Below are 19114 nucleotides of genomic sequence, written 5' to 3' on the forward strand. Positions count from 1 at the left end.
CCGCCCTCCCCTAGACCAGTGTCGAATCAATCAGCGCCAGCGGATGATCGCCCTGTGTCGCTCGCACATCGGTGATCCCCAGATAATTGCGCAATTGATCGGCGGCCACCGTCATCGGCCCCGGTGCCGGCGCCGCACCCGGTGCAGGTTGTGGGTAAGCCGTGCCACGGGCGGTGTGGAAGGTGATGTTGCCTTCGACCTTCTGGATGACTTGATGAATGTGCCCGTTCAATACCGTCACTGAACCGTACTTGCGCAGCATCGCAATCGCCTGATCACCATCCTCGGTGCCCCAGCCCCACGGCTGATAGATCGTCCACAGCGGAATGTGGGTAAACACGACGATGGGTGTACTGGTCTTCACTGCCCGCAAATCGTCGGCCAGCCAGGCCAGTTGATCGGCGCCAAGGGTGGCTTCATGGCCGGCCTGGAAGTTGAAGACGTTTACCAGCGCGATGAAATGCACGCCGTGGTCATCGAAGCTGTACCAGCCATTGCCTTTGGTGCCCTTGCCGTATCGCTCCAGGTAAAGCTTGCCGCCGCCCTCGTCGAGGGTGTCGTGTTCACCTGGCACGTAATGCACGGTGGACGGCAGGCCCTTGAGCAATTGTGCCGCAGTGTCGAACTCCTCAGGCTTGGACAGGTGCGTGATGTCGCCGGTATGCAGGATCAGCGACGGCGGTTTTGGCAGCTTGATGACCTTGTCGATCGCCACCTGTAAGGTCTTGGCCGGCTCCGGGTTGGCTTCCTTGTTGAAGCCGATGTGCGAGTCGCTGATTTGCACGAAGTGAAACGTGCTGGCCAGTGCCTTGGGGTCGGCGACGTTGCCTGCCTCATCCAGCGCAAAGGCCCGGGGAATGCCGCCGCTCAGGGCCCAGATGACCCCTGCCCCGGCCCACGCCGAGCACTTGAGCAGCGTTCGGCGGTCAGGGTTCAGCAAGTCGTCGGTGCGCACTGGTGGGATTGATTGAATGTCCATCGGTATGTCCTCGCAAGCGGACTACAGTGATGTAGCTGACACGAGGTAAACCTTGCGGGACGAGTGTTTATTCCGCGTTGGAAAACAAATTCTTTTCAGGGAATAAAAGACGACGCATCACGGTTATAGGGGTGTGACGGTGCGGAAGCCACTATGAAGCGATTTGAGGACCTGATTGCGCCCCATCTGGACGCCGCTTACAACCTCGCGCGCTGGCTCACTGGCAACGACGCCGCCGCACGCGATGTCGTGCAGGAAAGCGCCCTGCGCGCCTTCAGGTTTTTGCAGCGTTTCGCCGATGGCAACGCCAAGGCCTGGTTTCTGACCATCGTGCGCAACGAAAGCTACACCTGGCTCAAAGCCTCGGCCGGGCGCCATTGGGTTGCTTTCGATGACGACATTGGCGATGACGAAGGGGCACTGAGCCACAGCCAGACCCCGGAATTGCTGGCTATTCACACGGAAAACGCGGCGCTGATCCAGCAAGCGCTGTGCGCCCTGCCGCCAGTGTTTCGTGAGGTGATTGTGCTGAAAGAACTCGAAGACATGCCTTACAAGGACATCGCTTTGGTGGTCGATATCCCCATCGGCACCGTCATGTCGAGACTGGCCCGGGGGCGCGCGATGCTCAAGCTCGAACTACTGAAGTTGCACGATCATGAATGAACTCGACTGCACGGTTTGCCAGACACGGCTGCATGGTTATCTGGATCAGGAACTCGATCCTGCGACGGCTGCGGATGTGACTGCGCATCTGGCCGCATGCCCCGAGTGCGCGCGGCTGCATGATGAAGTGAAACTGCTGAAGGTCAGTGTGAAGCGCCAGGCGCCATATTACCCGGCGCCGGTATCGTTAGCGGCCAGCGTGTTTGCCACAGGTACTCCCGCGACTCGCGCCGTCGAGCGCGGGCAGAAATGGTTCGCACCGACGTTTTCCGCGGCGGCGCTGGCCTTGGCGATGGTGCTTTATGTGATGACGCCGGGCAGCGAGCAACCGCTGATGGACGAGGCTGTCTCCAGCCATGTCCGCTCGTTGATGGGCGAGCATCTGAACGATGTGGTGTCCTCCGACCGTCACACCGTGAAGCCCTGGTTCACCGGCAAACTCGACTTCTCGCCGCCGGTATTCGATTACTCGGCGCAGGGATTTCCATTACTGGGCGGGCGGCTGGATTATCTGCAACACCAGACCACGGCAGCCCTGAGTTACGGGAGGGCCAAACACATCATCAATGTGTTTATCCTGCCCGTGCTGGAGGCAGACAAGCCGCGGCAGACCCAGACGATTCGTGGCTTTAACGTGGTGTCCTGGCAAGTCAACCACATGCGCTTCGTGCTGGTTTCCGATGTGGAAAAAAGTGAACTGGAGGCGTTCAGCCAGTTGCTCAGGGACGGTGCCTGAAGGGAGCACGGTTTCGCGTGCGCCGTCATTCTCTCTGTCGAGAACAATCAAAAATGGGTGCTCGCCCAACCAAGGCCTAGCACTCCGTGCCTGGTAAAGAGCCGAAGCTGGGTGAGCGGTGAGAACTCTATCCAGAGTTGCGCCCTGTGTCCCGAACACAATTCTGAATAAACCTGAACAGCCTGCGTCCGGCATAATCAGGTTTTACTCACTGCCAGTGCGCGACCACTCATCATCCATGGCGCCCGCTGTGCTGGCGACTATCCACGCCACTGCACAAGCCACTAACGAAAACGCGGCAAAAGCACCCATCACATGCAAGTAAGGCAGTACGTGATTCCACGCTCGAGCCACCCCCAGGAATGCGGCAAATAACCAGCCACTCATAGAGAGAGCGCCCAACAGTGCAAGGCGAGTCCGGGCGCAGCTGTGTAACAACACAAAGGGCGCCTTCTGCAGCAGCGGAAAACCGATCCGATGCAACAAAGCGCCGTTGAGGCTAAGCAGCGCGACAACACTCACCTTGGCCCAGAGCTTTTGATTGAGCAGATACGCGGTTCCTTCATAGAGGTAACCCTGGAGCACCAGCAGCAAACCACTTCCCCAAAGAGCCAATAGCGCGAGCGTGACAATTTTTTGAGTCTCGTCGAGATACTCGCGTTGCACCTGGCTCAACACATCCTTGCGCCAGCTCCATAGCTTTTGATCTGCCTGCAGCACCCTCCCCAGAGCAATACAGGTGGCAATCAGATGACCGTACACGAGTAGCATTTTGAGCATTACCTGGACCTTATTTTTATGTGGGCAATGCACTCCCTCGCACCCTTGATTTGAAACTAAATGATACAGATTCATATTTGTATCAACAAGTTAACCGCTCACCCACCCATCCGGAACCGCCTGCTCTCCCCCCAGGTTTTTCCGTATTGCGCTGTTCCGTGAGCAACGCCGGATACGAAAACGCCGCTCAATGAGCGGCGCTGGAGAATCCCGGTTCGCAACAATGACGAGCGGAATCTAATCCGAAGTCAGCGGCTGCCTGGAGCGACTCGGCGCGATGGCCGACTTCTCCCCGGTGTCGCGATGTAACAAGGCAACGTTGTAGTCATAGCGGGATATCAGCGGCACCGGCTCGTCATTGCGGGACATCTTTAGCCATTGTCTTGTGCGCTCGATGTCAAAGGATTCGTTCCTGCTCTTCATCTTTTTAATAAGGTTGGCCGAGACCCTGAAGCGTCCACAGCCAGCCGAGCATGCAACTTCTGACCAGTCTTCAGCCACATGAACAGTGTTAGAGACAGCGTGACAAATTAGGCACTTCATGTTCGATCTCCGTATCCATGAATTACCAACTGTAGACGATCCACGAACAAAGAACTCAGCGCCCAAAAAAACCGGATCAGTCCATCGCGCCACCCAGTGACAGCCTGGCCAGGTGACCTGTCAAAGGGGCGAGAAGTGAAGAGCCCGGCGCAATGGCCGGGCTCCGTTTTATCTTCTGTTTTCAAGCATCTTGTCGGCGAGCGCTTTGGCCCTTTGGATCAGCAGTTTTTGCCTGTCTTCGTGGGTGGTTTCTCCTACCACCGGTGCCGTCAGATGGCTTTCGGCAATCAGCGCAGCACAGAAATATTGGTCCCAAACAGTGCTTTGCTCCGACGCCTGTCTAATCGTTTGGTCGGCGATCATATGCGCCTCCTTTTGATGAGGTAGCCTTTTCAGTTTACGCCCGAATCACCAACAACCTACGTTGCGCAGGACAATCGGCACTGCCAATTGCTGGCGACAAATCGTTTCCTCGACTAGGATTTTTATCGCACAGGACTTCGCCCACTGTGTTGTCGGGCGACTCACAAGGGAGAGATAGATGACGCCTACTCGTATTACCGAGCAAACCTATCGTGGCTGGTCCAGCCCCATCTTGCTTGAACTCAAGGAGAGAGAACATCAACTGGATCCTTCGGCACGCCAGGCCCTGCGAAATGTCCTGGTCGAGAGAAGGCTTATAAACACTGGCAATCCTTCTGGCAGTGATCGGCGCAAAGCTGATCCGACCGGGTAACAACGGGTTTTAGCAATAGCGCTTACCCACCTCATCACCGACGCTGCTGGCGCTCTGCCGGCAGCGTGCTTGTAAGCCATCCCTAAATGCCAGACAAAAAAAAAGCCCAGGCAGCTGATGGACGCCTGGGCTTTAAAAATGCATAAACCGTGGTGGTGAACGCGGGGCAATATTACCCAATCAATTGATCTGTAACAAGATATTTTGATTCACCATTTGGTTACTAAATCTCGTAACTCATTAAATATCCACACTATTTTTGAGTCATCTACTGAAGAAGCCGTTACAGACAATCCCGGACAGCCTGGCGCAGCGCTCCTGACTTGGCCCATGGCGGTCCTTGGTAAAGCGATACCCGGCTGCCATCCTTCGACTTCACGATATCCAGAATTTCGTCAGCTGTGATGACGCTCGGCGCAGTAATCCGGTAGCCATTGGAAATCGCGGTTTGCGTTGTTCCCGCAATCTCCTGGCGCCACAACGGCAATACACACCCGGCATATTCCTTGGGCGCCTTATCGCTGTATTTGCTGACATTGGGCTCACCGGGCACCAGGGATGCGGGCAATGAACAGCCCGCCAACGCAGCCACCGTTACTCCCGCTATCAACATCCGCATGATGCTTCTCTATCCTGAAAAACGGGAAATGTAGCCTGTACTTGGACAGACATCCAACAAACGCGGGGGTTACGCCGCTCTAAAGGAGCTTTCTTATACAGAGGCTTCTATACAGAGGCCTCGCCCTGCCCCGGATCGACCCCCGAGCCGGAATCGGTATACGAACTCGCATTCAGATACTTCATCCACCGCTCGTACGCTTCATGCTGCCATTTCGTGACCCGTTCCCATTCCGGCCCACTGAGCTGATGGGCTGAAATCAGCTTCATCATTTCCGTGGTGGCCGCATCCAGGTCCGCGATCAGTTCATGCGCATGGTGTCTGAAATCATCAGTCGCCGTCATTGAGATACCTCGCCCCAGCGAATAGATCGCTATCTCAATACGACAGCAGAGCTGTTCGCTCCCGTTGATTTTCCCGACCAGTGGAAGCACCTTCCATCCTTAGCCCTTCACGCACACCACCTGTCGCAAAGTGTGTAGCACTTCCACCAGATCACGCTGGGCGTACATGACTTTGTCGATGTCCTTATAGGCCATCGGAATCTCGTCGATGACCGCAGCGTCCTTACGGCATTCCACATGAGCGGTCGCGCGGATCTGGTCGGCGATGGTGAAGGTGTTTTTGGCTTTGGTGCGGCTCATGGTGCGACCGGCGCCGTGGCTGCAGGAACAGAACGATTGCTCGTTGCCGAGGCCGCGCACGATGAAACTTTTGGCCCCCATGGAACCGGGAATGATCCCCAGTTCGCCCTTCTGCGCCGAGACCGCGCCCTTGCGAGTGACCAGGATGTCCTCACCGAAGTGCCGCTCTTTCTGTACGTAATTGTGGTGGCAGTTCACGGCCTCCAGCGCGACCTCGAAGGGTTTGCGGATCACTTGCCGCGCCGCGTGAATCACCGCTTGCATCATCAAGGCACGGTTCTGCCGAGCAAAGTCCTGAGCCCAGCCCACCGCTTCGACGTAGTCATCGAAGTGCCGGCTGCCCTCCTTGAAGTAAGCCAGGTCGCGGTCCGGCAGGTTGGCGATGTGCTGGCGCATGTCAGCCTGGGCCAATTGAATGAACAGGGTACCGATGGCATTGCCCACGCCGCGAGAACCGCTGTGCAGCATGAACCAGACACGATCGGCCTCGTCCAGGCAGACCTCGATGAAGTGGTTACCGGTACCGAGGGTGCCCAAATGATGGCGGTTGTTGGTGCTGGCGAGTTTCGGGTACTTGTCGATGATCGCCTTGAACCGAGGGTTCAGCGCCGCCCAGGCCTGATCGGCCTGCTGTGGAACGCGCTCCCAGGCGCCTTCGTCACGGCGACCACGGCTCAATGTACGGCCATGGGGTACGGCCTTTTCAATGGCAGTGCGCAGACCGTGCAAGTTGTCCGGCAAATCGGCAGCGCTCAGCGAGGTGCGCGCGGCAATCATGCCGCAGCCGATGTCCACGCCCACGGCCGCCGGAATGATCGCGCCCACGGTGGGGATCACGCTGCCGATGGTGGAACCTTTGCCCAGGTGCACGTCCGGCATCACCGCCAGGTGCTTGAAGATGAACGGCATCTTCGCGGTATTGATCAGTTGCTGCCGGGCTTCGCTTTCAACCGGCACGCCTTCGGTCCAGAGTTTGATGGGCTTGCCGTTGGCGACTTCCAGCAGTTGGTAGGCAGGTTGTTGCATGATTTCGACTCTCTTTGGATCAGACGAACATAACGCTCCATTGAGGTAAATGGGATTACTATTTCGTAGCGGGGAATTGCAGGAGGTCATCATGTGGCTTAACGAATATGAACAGCAACTTCGGCGTGACCTGCAAGGCGTGGCGTCGGATCTGCGGTGGTCGGCGGTAGAGCTTTTGCGCATCGCCGAGCAGTTGCGCCAGGCCGGCAATGATGCGGACGCAGAGGCAACGCTAAGGCTGTGCGCGCTGTTCCAGGGCGATGAAGAACGCCTGGCGGGCTATGCTGAAGAAGTGAAAGCTAAAACCATTACCCGAATGAAAGCTCACTAGAGAGCGCTGCCATGAACAAGCCTCTATGCGCGCTGATCGCCGTGCTGGCGGCGACAGGTGGCTGCAACACCGAATCACAAATTTACCGGGGCCAGCCGCTGGTCGCCAAGGTCGAAGCCGGCATGACCAAGGATCAGGTCGAGCAGATTGGCGGCAAACCGCTATCGATCACCGATCGCACGGTAGAGCCTGGCACCTGCTTCGATTACAAACTGACGCAAGCGGGCCATCAGCAGCCGTACAACGTCAGTTTCGACGGCAGGGGCAAGGTCGACCACAAAAGTTTCATGACTTGTGCTGAATGGAGTCGTGTCCAACAAAAAGCCAGAGAGTATTCCCCCACCACGGGCGGGATGGGCGGCGGTTACTGAGACCACGACCTTATAACGAGAAGCCCCGGCGTACCGGGGCTTCTGGCGCACTATTTGTCTGATTTGTGGCTACGCGATGATCTGCCCGACCGGGCTCTGTAGGCGGGAAGCGCAGCCGCATAGGCCAGTGCTTCTTCTCGGCTGCCAAAGGATCCAAGCCGGTCACCTTTGGTGCACACCCGCCAGGGGCCGCTGTTCACGCTGAGTACGTCATAGCCGTTCATGTGCATTTTGGTCAGCATCGGAACGCTCATTAGTCACCTCCATTTCGGCAGTGATAGTCCAGGGTCCACTCAACTACCTTACACCCGACCTTCACTGAAGTGCCGACCAGACGTCGCGTCAGGATTCCGGCATTCCATTGCACTTTCAACCGCCCTGTCGACTCTAACCCTTGAAGCAGACACGTCTGCGGATTGCGGTCTGAATATTGCATTTTTATGACTGTTTTATGACAACCGGCAGTCAGGTAATCCATGAAAGTACGCGCAACCGTCATTTGCGAGCAGGACCGGCACATTCTCCTGGTGCGCAAACCCAGGGGGCGCTGGACCCTGCCGGGCGGAAAAATCGAGCCCGGCGAAACCATCGCGGGCGCGGCCACAAGAGAGCTCTATGAAGAAACCGGGCTTGGGGTCGACGGCCTGCTGTACTTGATGGAGCTGGACACGGCCAGCACCCGCCACCATGTCTACGAAGCGTCGGTCGTAAACCTGGCGGAGGCTCGGCCACAGAATGAAATCTTCGACTGCATCTGGTACCCGCTGGACGCCGTCCAGAACCTGAACACCAGCGACGCCACGCTCAGAATCGTCAAAGCGTTTCAGCGTCGCTTGTAAGTCTCAGGCTTTGGCCAAAGCAGTCGCGGCCTTATCGATGAACCCGGCAATCTCGACCGGCATCGAGGCCAGCGACGCATGGCTGGCATTCAGGGTCAGAATCTCCCGGGCGTTCAGCCGCGTCGCCATCCATTGCTGGTTTTGCGGCGCGATCATCCGGTCGAAGGCAGAAACCTGATACCACGACGGTTTGTTCTTCCACGCCACCGTGTTGATGGTGTCGCCAAAAGTGCTGGCCAACGGTGCTTTCTGGGTGATGCCCATGACCAACCCTTCGATGGCCGGCAGATCCTGACAGAAGCTTTCGTGGTAAAGCTCAGGCTTCACCCACAAATAGCCATCGCTGTCGGGGGCCAGGTTCGCGGCCGCTGCCGGTGGGTGCTGTTGGGTAATGCTGCCGGGGCTTTCACCGACGTCCGGGGCAAACGCGGCGATGTACACCAGCCCCACGACGTTCGGTTGATCGCCGGCCTCGGTAATCACCGCACCGCCATAGGAATGCCCCACCAGCAGCACCGGCCCCGGCACCTGAGCGACCATTTTGCGGGTTCGCTCGGCGTCGTCGGCCAGGGAGGTCAACGGTATTTCAACCGCGCGGATGTTGGTGTAGCCCTTGTGGATCAGTTGCGCGATGACCTTGTTCCAGTGGGCGGCACCGCCCCAAAAACCATGGACCAGGACAATGGTGGGTTTATCGCTCATCAGGATGACTCCCGTTCATGGAGGGTGTGTTGCAAACCTGTCAGCCCAAATCGCCGCCACCGACCGGCATGACCATGCCGGTGATGTAGGAGGCTTCTTCACTGGCCAGAAACAGGATAGCGCTTGCTTGCTCATCCAGCGTGCCGTAGCGCTTCATCAAACTGCTGTCGAGGGTCTGGTCGACGATCTGCTGATACCACAGCTTTTCCTGAGCGCTTTGTTCCGCGGTGTTGCGCGGAATCAGCCGCGGCGGCGCTTCGGTGCCACCGGGAGCGGTCGCGTTGACTCGCACGCCACGGCCGGCGGTTTCGAACGCCAGGCACGCGGTTAGCGCATTGACCCCGCCCTTCGCCGCACCGTAAGGCACGCGATTGACGCTGCGGGTGGCGATCGATGAAACGTTGACGATGGCGCCGTTGCCTTGCTCAAGCATGAACGGCAGCGCGGCATGGCAACACCACAGCGTCGGGAACAATGAACGGCGCACTTCGGCCTCGATCTGCGACTCTTCATAGTGCTCGAAAGGCTTGGCCCAGATCGTGCCGCCGACATTGTTGACCAACACATCGAGACGCCCGAAGCGCTCGACGGCGGTGCGCATCACGCGGCTGCATTCGCTGTATTGCTCAAGGTCGGCGGTCAGGGCGAGCACCTGGCTGTCCCGCCCCAGTTCTTTCTGCAACTCGAACACCAGATCGGAGCGGTCGACCAGAATCAACCGCGCACCTTCGGCGGCCATGCGTTCCGCCACACGCCGGCCGATGCCTTGGGCGGCACCGGTAATCAGCGCGATTTTTTCTTGGAATCTATTCATGTATCTCTCCCACAACAGCGCAGCTCAGGCCGCGCTGGCGGCAAATTTCTCGTAGTAGAAGTTCGCAGGCGCGATGCCTTGCTCGCGAATGAACTGGCTGACCGCTTCGACCATCGGCGGCGGGCCGCACAGGTAGACATCGACGTCGCCATCGTTCAGATGCCGTGGCTCGATGTGCTGGGTCACGTAGCCCTTGAGCGGGTGCCGACTGTCGGGGTTGGCCACGCAGGCGCTGAAGCTGAAGTTCGGGATTCGTGCGGCAAAGGCTTCCAGTCGATCGATTTCCACCAGGTCGAAATCGTTGGTCACGCCGTAGATCAAATGCAGCGGATGCTCGCTGCCCTGCTCGGCGATTTTTTCCAGCATCGCGGTGAACGGCGCCAGACCGGTGCCACCAGCCAGCAGCAACAATGGACGACGGATATCGCGCAGATAGAAACTGCCCAACGGTCCGGCCAGGCTCATGCTGTCGCCGGCCTTGGCCATGCCGGTCAGGAAACTGCTCATCAAGCCGCCGGGCACGTTGCGAATCAGGAAACTGACTTCGCCGTCACGCTGCAACGAGCTGAACGAATACGCGCGGGTCTGCTCGCTGCCAGGAACCTCGAGGTTCACATACTGCCCCGGCAAAAACGCCAGTTTGCTCAGGGCTTCGCCCTTGATCGACAGTGCGATGGTGCTGTCGGACAGCTGACGCACGGCGCTGATGGTCGCGTCGTAACTGGCCTGACGTGTACGGCAGACATCCGATGAAACCGGCACCCGCACCACGCAATCGCTCTGCGCTCGCATCTGGCAAGTCAGTACAAAACCCTGCTGCGCTTCGTCAGCGCTGAGGGCGTCTTCGATGTAGTCCTCGCCCAAGTCGTAGCGCCCGGCTTCGGCGAAACACTTGCAGGTGCCGCAAGCGCCGTCGCGGCAGTCCAGTGGAATATTGATGCCCTGGCGGTACGCGGCATCGGCCACGGTTTCGCCGGCGTTGGCGTCGATGAACCGGGTGACGCCATCTTCGAAATTGAACGCAATGGAATGAGTCATGACGGCCGCCTCAGAGGTGGTAAACATCAATGACCTGGCGAACGTAGTCGTTCTTCAGGATCACTTTCTTGGCCAAGATCAGCGGGTTCTCGCCGCGCACATCCAGGGTGTAGAAACTGCTGCCGAAATAGCTGTCGACGGTCTTGTAGCGAAAGCTCAGGGTGTGCCAGTTGAAACGCACCTTGCACAGGCCCTCGGCCTGTTCGATCAGCTCGATGTTGCTGAGGTTGTGCGAGGTGCGGGTGTCCGGCACGCTGGCGCTGGAGCGCTCGGTCTTGATGCGGAAGATGCGGTCTTCCAGGCCCGTGCGGTTGCCGTACCAGATCAGCGAGATTTCCCGCTGCGGATCGATGGTCAGCTCGTCGTTGTCGTCCCAGGACGGCATCCAGAAAGTTGCGTCCGGCGCGTACAACTCCAGCCAGTCGTCCCATTGCTTGTCGTCGAGGTAGCGCGCTTCGCGGTAGAGAAAATCACGCACCGCGTCATAGGTCATGGTCATTGCACGGCCTCCACTGCAATCAGGTCGGACTGTTCGGCGGCCAGGGCCTTGAGCATGGTCTGCTGCCAATATTTGTGTTGCAGCACGAACAGGCCTTCATCTTCGGTACGCACCCCGCTGAGCAACGGGTGCAGGTCGATTTCCCTGGCCGCGTCATCGGCGCCTTCAATCCAGTGTTCGGCACCACGGGACATGTCGTTCCAGGTGGTGACGCTGCCCTGATAACCCGTCTGGCAGGAGCGAAACTCTTCCAGATCGTCTGGAGTCGCCATGCCGCTGACGTTGAAAAAGTCCTCGTACTGACGAATGCGGCTCGAACGGGCGTGGTCGCTTTCACCTTTGGGGGCGATGCAGTAAATGGTGATTTCGGTGCGGTTGACCGAGATCGGCCGGGCGATGCGGATCTGCGAGCTGAACTGGTCCATCAGGTACACGTTCGGGTACAGGCACAGGTTGCGCGAGTTCTCGATCATCCAGTCGGCGCGAGCCTGGCCGAAGTCCCGGGCCAACTCGTCGCGACGCTCGTACAGCGGACGGTCCTCGGGGTTGGACCAACGGGTCCAGAGCAGCATGTGGCCCTTGTCGAAGGAATAGAAACCACCGCCCTGCTTGGCCCAGGTGCCGGCGCTCATGGTGCGGATGTCTTCGCCCGCTTCGCGCTGTTTGCGCTGATTCTGGGTGGCGGCGTAGTTCCAGTGCACGGAGCTGACGTGATAGCCGTCGGCACCGTTCTCGGCGGTAAGTTTCCAGTTGCCTTCGTAGATGTAGCTGGAGGAACCGCGCAGTACTTCCAGGCCATCGGCGGACTGGTCGACGATCATGTCGATGATCTTCGCCGACTCGCCCAGGTGCTCAACCAACGGCACCACGTCAGCCTTGAGGCTGCCGAACAGGAAGCCGCGATAGGACTCGAAACGCGCGACTTTGGTCAGGTCGTGGGAGCCTTCGCAATTGAAGCTCGCCGGGTAGCCGGCCGCCGCCGGGTCCTTGACCTTGAGCAACTTGCCGGAGTTGTTGAAGGTCCAGCCGTGGAACGGGCAGGTGTACGAACTCTTGTTGCCGGTCTTGTGCCGGCAGAGCATCGCCCCGCGGTGGCTGCACGCATTGATAAAGGCGTTCAACACGCCATCCTTGTTGCGCGCGATGAAGATCGACTGGCGCCCCATGGTGGTGGTGTAGAAATCGTTGTTGTTGGGGATCTGGCTTTCGTGCGCCAGGTACAGCCAGTTGCCTTCAAAGATGTGTTCCATCTCGAGGTCGAACAGCCGCGGGTCAGTGAACATCTCGCGCTTGCAGCGATAGATCCCCTGTTCAGGGTCTTCTTCAAGCAGGGAGTGAAGGTATTCGGGTCGCAGGGACATGGCCGCCGCCTCCATTGTTTTTATTCAGGCAGGGCCATGCTAGGACGTGGGGATGGGGCGGACTATCCGCGGGGTGCAGACCTGTATCCGTTTTGTGCAAAGGGCGGTCGGTGGTTGATGGTTGCCAATGTGGCGAGGGAGCTTGCTCCCGCTGGGCTGCGAAGCGGCCCCACTCTGTAAAGCATGGGACTGCTGCGCAGTCCAGCGGGAGCAAGCTCCCTCGCCACAGGTTATGCGTCAAACCTCCCTGGCAATCAGTGACGGCGCTTGAGGGTGTCCGAAGGCAATTCGCCGAACTGTTTACGGTAGCTGTCGGAGAACCGGCCCAGGTGCAGGAAGCCGTAATCCATGGCCACTTCCGTGACGTTGCGCACGTTGCAGGTCGGGTCGCTCAGGTTGGCGTGAATGCGTTCGAGCTTCTTCTGCCGGATGTAGTTTTTCGGCGTGTCCCCCGCATTGCGTTCGAACAGCCCATACAGCGAACGCAGGCTCATCCGCGCCTGGCGCGCCAGTTCTTCGCTGTCGATGTCTTGCTTGAGGTTGCAGGCGATGTAATCGACCAGCGCCTCGAACGTGGCCGAGGCTGAACCGGGGTCGGTGCGCATGACGTTGGTTTTCATCAGGCCGAGCATCTTGCTGACCACGATTTGCGCATAGTGCTCCTGCACGCGAGGAATCGGCTCGGATGCCTCGGCTTCCTGGCAAATCATCGCCAGCAGGCCGACGAAACCTTCCAGTTGATTGAGCTGATAACGGTTTTCCAGAAACCGCACGCCCTGCCCCGGATACCGCCAGCGCTGCTCCTCGCACACCGACTCCAATAGCCGGGTGGGGACTTTCAGGATGAATTTTTCGCAATCACTGGAATAGGTCAGATCCACCGGATCGTCCGGGTTGATCAGCAGCAACTCCCCGGGCGCGAAGTAATGTTCCTGACCGTGGCCACGCCACAGGCAATTGCCGCGCAACAGCACTTGCAAGTGATAGATGCTGTCCAGCGCGCCAGAGGTAACCCGCACGCTGGCGCCATAACTGATGCGGCACAGGTCAAGGCTGGCAAACTTGCGATGATCGAGGCTGGCCAGCGGCCGGCCGGCCCTGGGCATCTGCAGGCAATGGTTGCCGACGTGCTGATTGACATAGCCCGACACCGCATACGGGTCGGCATGGTCGAAGACTCTGCTGCGATGACTCAACAATTGCGCTTGCATCATCGGTTCACTCTCATTGTTGTTATCAGTGGCGCCGCCATTCTAGGGCCGAAACACAGAAGGCCACGAGATAAACGGTCGGTTATCTCGTGGCCCGGTTCGGCTGGTCGAGGGTATCAGTCCTCGAGTGCGCGGACCCGCTCGTGGCGTTGCTGCTCCTCAGGCTGGGCGGACGACTGCAGGGTGAAGTCGAAATCGATTTCGGCAAAACGACCGCTCACGCCATGGGCCGCTGCACGCTGCGGATCGTCGCTGAAGGTGATCTTGGCGATCAGTTCGTCACGGGTGGCGTAGGCGAAATCGTCATGCAGGTACTGATCGCCATCGAGGTTGATCTGGGTGGTCAGGTGACGATGATCCGGTGCCGAAATGAAGAAGTGAATGTGCGCCGGCCGCTGGCCATGACGGCCCAGTTGATTGAGCAGTTGCTGGGTCGGACCATCCGGCGGGCAGCCGTAGCCCGACGGCACGATGCTACGGAAGCGATAACGGCCCTCGGCATCGGTGACGATCCGGCGACGCAGGTTGAACTCGGACTGGGTGGTGTCGAAGTACGAATAGGTGCCGCCGGTGTTGGCGTGCCAGACATCCACCACCGCGCCGGCCAGCGGTTCGCCAGCGGTGTTGAACACCCGGCCCTGCATGAACAGAGTCACACCCGGATCGACGCCGTCATCGAGACGCGCTTCGCCTTGCGACAGCGGCGCACCCGCCACATACAGCGGCCCCTCGATGGTCCGCGGGGTGCCGCCGGATTTGCCGGCCTGCTCGTCTTCGGCATCCATCAACAGGTCGAGGTAATGCTCAAGACCGAGCCCGGCCACCAACAGACCGGCCTCCTGCCGCGCGCCCAGCACGTTGAGGTAATTGACGGCTTTCCAGAATTCTTCCGGGGTCACGGCCAGGTCTTCGATGATGTTCACCGAATCGCGCAGGATGCGGTAAACCAGCGCTTTGACCCGCGGATCGCCGGCCTCGTTGAGCAGGCCGCTGGCCTCTTCGAGAAACTTCTGGACACTGGCGTTGTGGGAAATCTTGACGTTCATGGTGGATCCTCATCTTGTAATTATTAGCGTAGCGAACTGAACAGGCTGGGTTCAGCGGTCATCCTCGCGAATGGAAGAAGGATGCCGGCACAGCGCGTTGACCTCGATGGCCATGTACGGGTACAGCGGCAATTGCATCAGCAAGTCGTGCAGTTCCTGAACGCTGTCGACATCGAACACGCTGTAATTGGCATAGAGCCCGGCGATGCGCCACAGATGACGCCACTTGCCTTGCTCTTGCAGGCGCTGGGCCAGGGCTTTCTCGTCGGCCTTGAGCTGAGCGGCGCGCTCCGGGTTCATGTCGACCGGTAAATTCACGGTCATTTTTACGTGAAACAGCATGATGCCCTCCTCAGGCTTGATGAACGACAGTGGAACTTTTGTCCCGACGGAAAAACGCCAGGCGCTCTTCATCCAGAATCAGGCCCAGCCCCGGTGTTGACGGGACGTGCAGTTGGAAATCGCGGTAGACCAATGGCTCGCTGAGGATGTCTTCGGTCAGCAGCAGCGGGCCGAACAGCTCGGTATCCCAGCTCAATGTGTTCAGCGTGACGAAGGCATGGGCCGAGGCCAGCGTGCCGATTCCGCCTTCGAGCATGGTGCCACCGTACAGGCCGATACCAGCCGCCTCGGCAATCGCGGCGGTTCGCAGCACCGCGCGCGGGCCGCCGTTCTTGGCGATTTTCAGGGCGAACACCGAAGCGGCGCCTTCCCGTGCCAGGTTAAAGGCATCTTCCACGCATTCGATGGATTCATCGGCCATGATCGGCGCCGGGCTCATGGCATTCAGGCGCACCATGCCGGCGCGGTTATTGCGCGAGATCGGTTGTTCGATCAGGTCGATGCCGTTGGTGCCGAGGATCCGGCAGGCCCGCAGAGCGACTGCTTCATCCCAGGCCTGATTGACATCGACCCGCACGCTGGCGCGATCACCCAAGGCTTTTTTGATCGCAATGACGTGAGCCAGGTCGCGATTAACCTCGCCAGCGCCGATTTTCAGTTTGAAGATCCGGTGGCGGCGCAGGTCGAGCATCTTTTCCGCTTCAGCGATGTCCTTGGCAGTGTCGCCGCTGGCCAGGGTCCAGGCCACCGGCAATGCATCGCGAACCCGTCCGCCCAACAGTTCGCTGACCGGCAGGCCAAGGCGCTTGCCCTGGGCGTCGAGCAAGGCGCTTTCGATACCCGATTTGGCGAAGGTGTTGCCACGAATGCTGCGCTCCAGGCGCAACATCGCGGCATTCACATTGCCGCTGTCCTGGCCGATCAGCAGTGGCGCGAAGTGTTTGTCGATGTTGGTCTTGATGCTGTCCGGGCTTTCGTTGCCGTAGGCCAGGCCGCCGATGGTGGTCGACTCACCGATACCCTCAATGCCATCGGCGCAGCGCACCCGAATGATCACCAGGGTCTGGTTCTGCATGGTGTGCATCGCCAGCTTGTGCGGGCGAATGGTCGGCAGATCGACGATGATCGTCTCGATCGATTCAATGGCTGTTGCAAGCATGTCGCGATACCCGTCAGGTTCTTAAAGTTCTGGAACCGATTCTGGTACGGCTTTTTTCGGGAAGCCAATATAGAATTGGTCTGACTCGATACCTTAAAGGTATTTAACAGATCGACATCCGGAGGCCCCATGGAACTGCGTCACCTGCGGTATTTTCAGGTGTTGGCTCAAACCCTCAACTTCACCCGCGCCGCCGAACTGCTGCACATCGCCCAACCGCCGCTGAGCCGGCAGATCCAGCAACTGGAAGACGAACTCGGGGTTCTACTGCTGGAGCGCGGCCGACCGTTGAAGTTGACCGACGCCGGGCGTTTTTTCCATGAACACTCCACCGCCCTGCTCGAACAACTGGGCAAGGTTTGCGACAACACGCGGCGGATCGGCCTGGGAGAAAAAACCTGGCTGGGCATCGGCTTTGCGCCCTCGACAATCTATGGCGTGCTGCCGGAACTGATTCGCCGGTTGCGCAGCGGCGAGCCTCTGGCGCTGGAGTTGGGGCTCTCGGAAATGACCACGTTGCAACAGGTGCAGGCGCTCAAGGCCGGGCGTATCGATGTCGGCTTCGGGCGCATCCGCATCGACGACCCGGCCATCCTGCAGACCGTGCTCACCGAAGATCGACTAGTCGCCGCCCTGCCCGCCGGCCACCCGCTCCTCGCCAGGCCCATCAGCCTTCGGGAACTGGCCAAGGAACCCTTTGTGCTCTATCCCGGCAACCCGCGTCCGAGTTACGCCGACCACGTGATCGCATTGTTCGAAGCCAGTGGCGTGCACATCAAGGTGGCGCAATGGACCAACGAGCTGCAAACGGCGATTGGTCTGGTGGGGGCGGGAATCGGGGTGACGCTGGTACCGGCCTCGGTGCAGTTGCTGCACCGCGACGACATTGGCTTCACTCCGGTGCTGGAAGACAACGCGATCTCGCCGATCATTCTCAGCAGGCGCGTGGGCGATGTATCGCCAGGGTTGAATCATTGCTTGCAGATGATCGATGAACTGCTGCCGCGCGACAGACCTGCAAACTAGGCCACGACACCAGCGAACGCTCGGCGACCGGCACGCATTTCTGTGCGAAGTTCGCCGATCAGGTTGGAAATATCGCGAACACTGATCAGTTTGTCGGGGGATACGCCGGTGATCAACAACTCAATCCGCCCGGAGCTCTGATCGAAAACCTTGATCCGCAAGGTTTCATTCTGGTTCAAGGTGCATTCGCAGGAGAGCGGCTTGAAACCGGACTCGACAATCTGGCAAAGCTGCTCAATAGGAACCATGACAGACGCCCCTCCATGGACGGTTTTCCGATTGGATCCACTGAGATTAGTTCAGCTTGCGCAACGCGCCAGCGAGCTCAGTGAGCTCAGTGAGCTCAGTGAGCATCTCCATCCCATATCCAATTCCAGATCCCCGGCAAACGAACAGGCTCGGAACTCTGCTTGACGGTGCGCGCCATGGCCGCCCGCTGTAGCGCTGCCGTGTCGTCGTAAAACGGTTTCTGCGCCGTGGCCAGACCGGTGGCGTTGGCACTGTCGAGGAGGATTTGCAGGTATTCGCGGGCATGCCGGGCGGTGTAGCGGTTGAGGTCGTGAAAGGTCACCACCACCGGAATCACCCCATCCACCGTCGGCAACTCGCCAAGGGCGATGCGCTCGCGCACTTCCGACAGCTGCCGCAGCATATTGGCCCGCCGCCGAGGGCTGGCGTTGAAGCCCCAGATCTTGCCGTCATTGGCGCTCAGGTCGGTCAGCAGTACGTGCATGCCATGCTGCTGATAAGCGGCGAAGGTGCGTTTGTCGTAGTTCCAGAACGGCGGACGCACCAGGTTCGGTGGAGTGCCAGTGATCGCGGCGATGTCTGCGCTGCCGTTGGTCAGCGATTGCTCCAGTTGTTCCGGCTCCAGGGAGCGATGGTTGGTGTGGTGGGGAGTGGCCGTGTGGAAACCCAGCAAGTGACCTTCGGTCTTTTCGCGCTGCATGAGCTGGCGGCCCACGTCACTGCCGCCGGCGCCCGAGGCTCGGGTCTGCACGAAGAACACGGCTTTGATGTCCGGTTGCAGCGGATTGTGCGCCAGGCTGTCGAGTACAGTGGCGGTCGGGTTGTAAAAACCGGACGCGCTGGGCCCGTCGTCGAAGGTCAGCAGAAAGCGGATCGGCGCTTGCGCGCGCAGGCGCTGTTGCGTCTGCGGCGTCATTTCAATGGGTGCGGCGATACAGCCAAACAGGCCGACGGCGATGGCGAATACGGATAGAACCTTGATCAACTGCTTCATGTTTTGCCTTGGGCCAGACCTTGCGACCGTCACGTTTAATGGCAAAAACCCCTCGCCCATTCATCCCTTCGATCGACCCGCCAATCGCTGCGAGCCGAGGTTGGATAAGGGTACACAGTGTTTGGTTCCAGCGCCCGCTCCCCAGGTGATTGCATTTCAAACTACAAAAACTAAAAAGCCCCGCCATCAATTGGCGGGGCTTTGGGGATGTGCAAACCGATCAGGGCTTCAGCGGGCGTTCCTGGTCGCGGTCCGACAGCTCTTTACCGTCGTCGGGGTGCTTCCAGTCCGGCGTCGAACGCTTCTGCCGCTCGATTTCTTCCTCCGTCGGTTCATCGGTCTCATCATCCAGGTCCGGACGCTTTGGTTCAGTGGCCATGTCCACCTCCCGCCCTCAAGGGAT

At 59.2% G+C, this 19114-nt stretch carries 27 protein-coding genes; 7 read left to right on the forward strand and 20 right to left on the reverse strand.

Annotation, left to right across the window (positions count from 1 at the left end; translation table 11 throughout):
- Window positions 1–10: 10 nt before the first annotated feature.
- Window positions 11–979 carry a metallophosphoesterase family protein gene (locus tag ACCC96_RS02260; RefSeq protein WP_413694883.1) on the reverse strand — a complete coding sequence of 323 codons (969 nt, stop codon included), beginning with the start codon at window positions 977–979 and terminating at the stop codon, window positions 11–13.
- 153 nt (window positions 980–1132) lie between these two features.
- Here ACCC96_RS02260 and ACCC96_RS02265 point away from each other — a divergent pair, with 153 nt between their 5' ends.
- Both ACCC96_RS02265 and ACCC96_RS02270 read left to right on the forward strand, forming a co-directional pair.
- Entirely contained in the window at window positions 1133–1645 is a 513-nt protein-coding gene (locus ACCC96_RS02265) for a sigma-70 family RNA polymerase sigma factor (protein ID WP_007941935.1), read from the forward strand.
- Window positions 1638–2381 (forward strand): anti-sigma factor family protein, encoded by a 744-nt coding sequence (locus ACCC96_RS02270; protein WP_413694884.1) that lies wholly within the window; start codon window positions 1638–1640, stop codon window positions 2379–2381. Before ACCC96_RS02265 ends, ACCC96_RS02270 begins: the two co-directional genes overlap by 8 nt.
- Window positions 2382–2585: 204 nt before the next feature.
- Here ACCC96_RS02270 and ACCC96_RS02275 read toward each other — a convergent pair whose 3' ends face one another.
- From ACCC96_RS02275 to ACCC96_RS02285, 3 genes are all read right to left on the reverse strand, one after another.
- Window positions 2586–3161: a hypothetical protein gene (locus ACCC96_RS02275; protein ID WP_413694885.1), complete on the reverse strand. Its 576-nt coding sequence runs from the start codon at window positions 3159–3161 to the stop codon at window positions 2586–2588.
- A 237-nt stretch (window positions 3162–3398) separates the two neighbouring features.
- Window positions 3399–3530, reverse strand: coding sequence for a hypothetical protein (locus ACCC96_RS02280; RefSeq protein ID WP_256597093.1), 132 nt, complete (start codon window positions 3528–3530; stop codon window positions 3399–3401).
- 342 nt (window positions 3531–3872) lie between these two features.
- Window positions 3873–4067 carry a hypothetical protein gene (locus ACCC96_RS02285; RefSeq protein WP_019649233.1) on the reverse strand — a complete coding sequence of 65 codons (195 nt, stop codon included), beginning with the start codon at window positions 4065–4067 and terminating at the stop codon, window positions 3873–3875.
- A gap of 178 nt (window positions 4068–4245) precedes the next feature.
- Here ACCC96_RS02285 and ACCC96_RS02290 point away from each other — a divergent pair, with 178 nt between their 5' ends.
- A complete protein-coding gene (locus ACCC96_RS02290) occupies window positions 4246–4440 on the forward strand; it encodes a hypothetical protein (RefSeq protein ID WP_413694886.1) in 195 nt (64 codons plus the stop codon).
- Between the two features lie 283 nt (window positions 4441–4723).
- Here the strand turns inward: ACCC96_RS02290 and ACCC96_RS02295 are convergent, their stop codons facing one another.
- From ACCC96_RS02295 to ACCC96_RS02305, 3 genes are all read right to left on the reverse strand, one after another.
- Window positions 4724–5059, reverse strand: a complete 336-nt coding sequence (locus ACCC96_RS02295) for a hypothetical protein (protein ID WP_019649234.1) — start codon at window positions 5057–5059, stop codon at window positions 4724–4726.
- 107 nt (window positions 5060–5166) lie between these two features.
- A complete protein-coding gene (locus ACCC96_RS02300) occupies window positions 5167–5403 on the reverse strand; it encodes a hypothetical protein (protein ID WP_018927984.1) in 237 nt (78 codons plus the stop codon).
- Between the two features lie 99 nt (window positions 5404–5502).
- Window positions 5503–6729, reverse strand: coding sequence for an RtcB family protein (locus ACCC96_RS02305; protein ID WP_413694887.1), 1227 nt, complete (start codon window positions 6727–6729; stop codon window positions 5503–5505).
- 91 nt (window positions 6730–6820) lie between these two features.
- On the opposite strand from ACCC96_RS02305, the gene ACCC96_RS02310 reads away from it, so the two are divergent.
- Window positions 6821–7060: a hypothetical protein gene (locus ACCC96_RS02310; protein ID WP_413694888.1), complete on the forward strand. Its 240-nt coding sequence runs from the start codon at window positions 6821–6823 to the stop codon at window positions 7058–7060.
- Window positions 7061–7071: 11 nt separating this feature from the next.
- Window positions 7072–7431, forward strand: a complete 360-nt coding sequence (gene osmE / locus ACCC96_RS02315) for an osmotically-inducible lipoprotein OsmE (protein WP_413694889.1) — start codon at window positions 7072–7074, stop codon at window positions 7429–7431.
- A gap of 50 nt (window positions 7432–7481) precedes the next feature.
- On the opposite strand, the gene ACCC96_RS02320 is transcribed toward osmE, so the two are convergent.
- Window positions 7482–7685 carry a hypothetical protein gene (locus tag ACCC96_RS02320; protein WP_007941550.1) on the reverse strand — a complete coding sequence of 68 codons (204 nt, stop codon included), beginning with the start codon at window positions 7683–7685 and terminating at the stop codon, window positions 7482–7484.
- A gap of 222 nt (window positions 7686–7907) precedes the next feature.
- On the opposite strand from ACCC96_RS02320, the gene ACCC96_RS02325 reads away from it, so the two are divergent.
- Entirely contained in the window at window positions 7908–8270 is a 363-nt protein-coding gene (locus ACCC96_RS02325) for an NUDIX hydrolase (RefSeq protein WP_413694890.1), read from the forward strand.
- A 3-nt stretch (window positions 8271–8273) separates the two neighbouring features.
- On the opposite strand, the gene ACCC96_RS02330 is transcribed toward ACCC96_RS02325, so the two are convergent.
- The 9 genes from ACCC96_RS02330 to ACCC96_RS02370 form a co-directional block, all read right to left on the reverse strand.
- Window positions 8274–8972 (reverse strand): alpha/beta hydrolase, encoded by a 699-nt coding sequence (locus ACCC96_RS02330; RefSeq protein ID WP_413694891.1) that lies wholly within the window; start codon window positions 8970–8972, stop codon window positions 8274–8276.
- Between the two features lie 40 nt (window positions 8973–9012).
- Window positions 9013–9786, reverse strand: a complete 774-nt coding sequence (locus tag ACCC96_RS02335) for a 1,6-dihydroxycyclohexa-2,4-diene-1-carboxylate dehydrogenase (protein WP_413694892.1) — start codon at window positions 9784–9786, stop codon at window positions 9013–9015.
- 24 nt (window positions 9787–9810) lie between these two features.
- A complete protein-coding gene (gene benC / locus ACCC96_RS02340; RefSeq protein ID WP_413694893.1) occupies window positions 9811–10824 on the reverse strand; it encodes a benzoate 1,2-dioxygenase electron transfer component BenC in 1014 nt (337 codons plus the stop codon).
- A gap of 10 nt (window positions 10825–10834) precedes the next feature.
- A complete protein-coding gene (benB, locus tag ACCC96_RS02345) occupies window positions 10835–11323 on the reverse strand; it encodes a benzoate 1,2-dioxygenase small subunit (protein ID WP_413694894.1) in 489 nt (162 codons plus the stop codon).
- On the reverse strand, window positions 11320–12684 hold the full coding sequence (benA, locus tag ACCC96_RS02350; protein WP_413694895.1) for a benzoate 1,2-dioxygenase large subunit: 1365 nt from the start codon (window positions 12682–12684) through the stop codon (window positions 11320–11322). The genes benB and benA overlap by 4 nt, the downstream gene beginning before the upstream one ends.
- Window positions 12685–12938: 254 nt before the next feature.
- The gene (locus ACCC96_RS02355; RefSeq protein WP_019649242.1) at window positions 12939–13898 is read right to left on the reverse strand and encodes an AraC family transcriptional regulator; all 960 of its coding nucleotides are present in this window, start codon (window positions 13896–13898) and stop codon (window positions 12939–12941) included.
- A gap of 113 nt (window positions 13899–14011) precedes the next feature.
- Entirely contained in the window at window positions 14012–14941 is a 930-nt protein-coding gene (gene catA, locus ACCC96_RS02360) for a catechol 1,2-dioxygenase (protein ID WP_413694896.1), read from the reverse strand.
- A 51-nt stretch (window positions 14942–14992) separates the two neighbouring features.
- Entirely contained in the window at window positions 14993–15283 is a 291-nt protein-coding gene (gene catC / locus ACCC96_RS02365; RefSeq protein ID WP_007936026.1) for a muconolactone Delta-isomerase, read from the reverse strand.
- Window positions 15284–15293: 10 nt separating this feature from the next.
- Window positions 15294–16442: a muconate cycloisomerase family protein gene (locus ACCC96_RS02370; RefSeq protein ID WP_413694897.1), complete on the reverse strand. Its 1149-nt coding sequence runs from the start codon at window positions 16440–16442 to the stop codon at window positions 15294–15296.
- Window positions 16443–16571: 129 nt separating this feature from the next.
- On the opposite strand from ACCC96_RS02370, the gene ACCC96_RS02375 reads away from it, so the two are divergent.
- Window positions 16572–17468, forward strand: a complete 897-nt coding sequence (locus ACCC96_RS02375; RefSeq protein WP_413694898.1) for a LysR family transcriptional regulator — start codon at window positions 16572–16574, stop codon at window positions 17466–17468.
- On the opposite strand, the gene ACCC96_RS02380 is transcribed toward ACCC96_RS02375, so the two are convergent.
- The 3 genes from ACCC96_RS02380 to ACCC96_RS02390 form a co-directional block, all read right to left on the reverse strand.
- Complete coding sequence (locus ACCC96_RS02380; protein ID WP_019649245.1) at window positions 17465–17716, reverse strand: DUF1652 domain-containing protein; 252 nt, start codon at window positions 17714–17716, stop codon at window positions 17465–17467. The genes ACCC96_RS02375 and ACCC96_RS02380 overlap by 4 nt on opposite strands.
- Before the next feature lie 95 nt (window positions 17717–17811).
- Window positions 17812–18711 (reverse strand): polysaccharide deacetylase family protein, encoded by a 900-nt coding sequence (locus ACCC96_RS02385; protein ID WP_019649246.1) that lies wholly within the window; start codon window positions 18709–18711, stop codon window positions 17812–17814.
- 220 nt (window positions 18712–18931) lie between these two features.
- The gene (locus ACCC96_RS02390) at window positions 18932–19090 is read right to left on the reverse strand and encodes a hypothetical protein (RefSeq protein ID WP_173861163.1); all 159 of its coding nucleotides are present in this window, start codon (window positions 19088–19090) and stop codon (window positions 18932–18934) included.
- Between the last annotated feature and the right edge of the window lie 24 nt (window positions 19091–19114).

It is taken from the genome of Pseudomonas sp. Pseusp11, assembly GCF_047304405.1.
In the GTDB taxonomy this organism is placed as follows: Bacteria; Pseudomonadota; Gammaproteobacteria; order Pseudomonadales; family Pseudomonadaceae; genus Aquipseudomonas.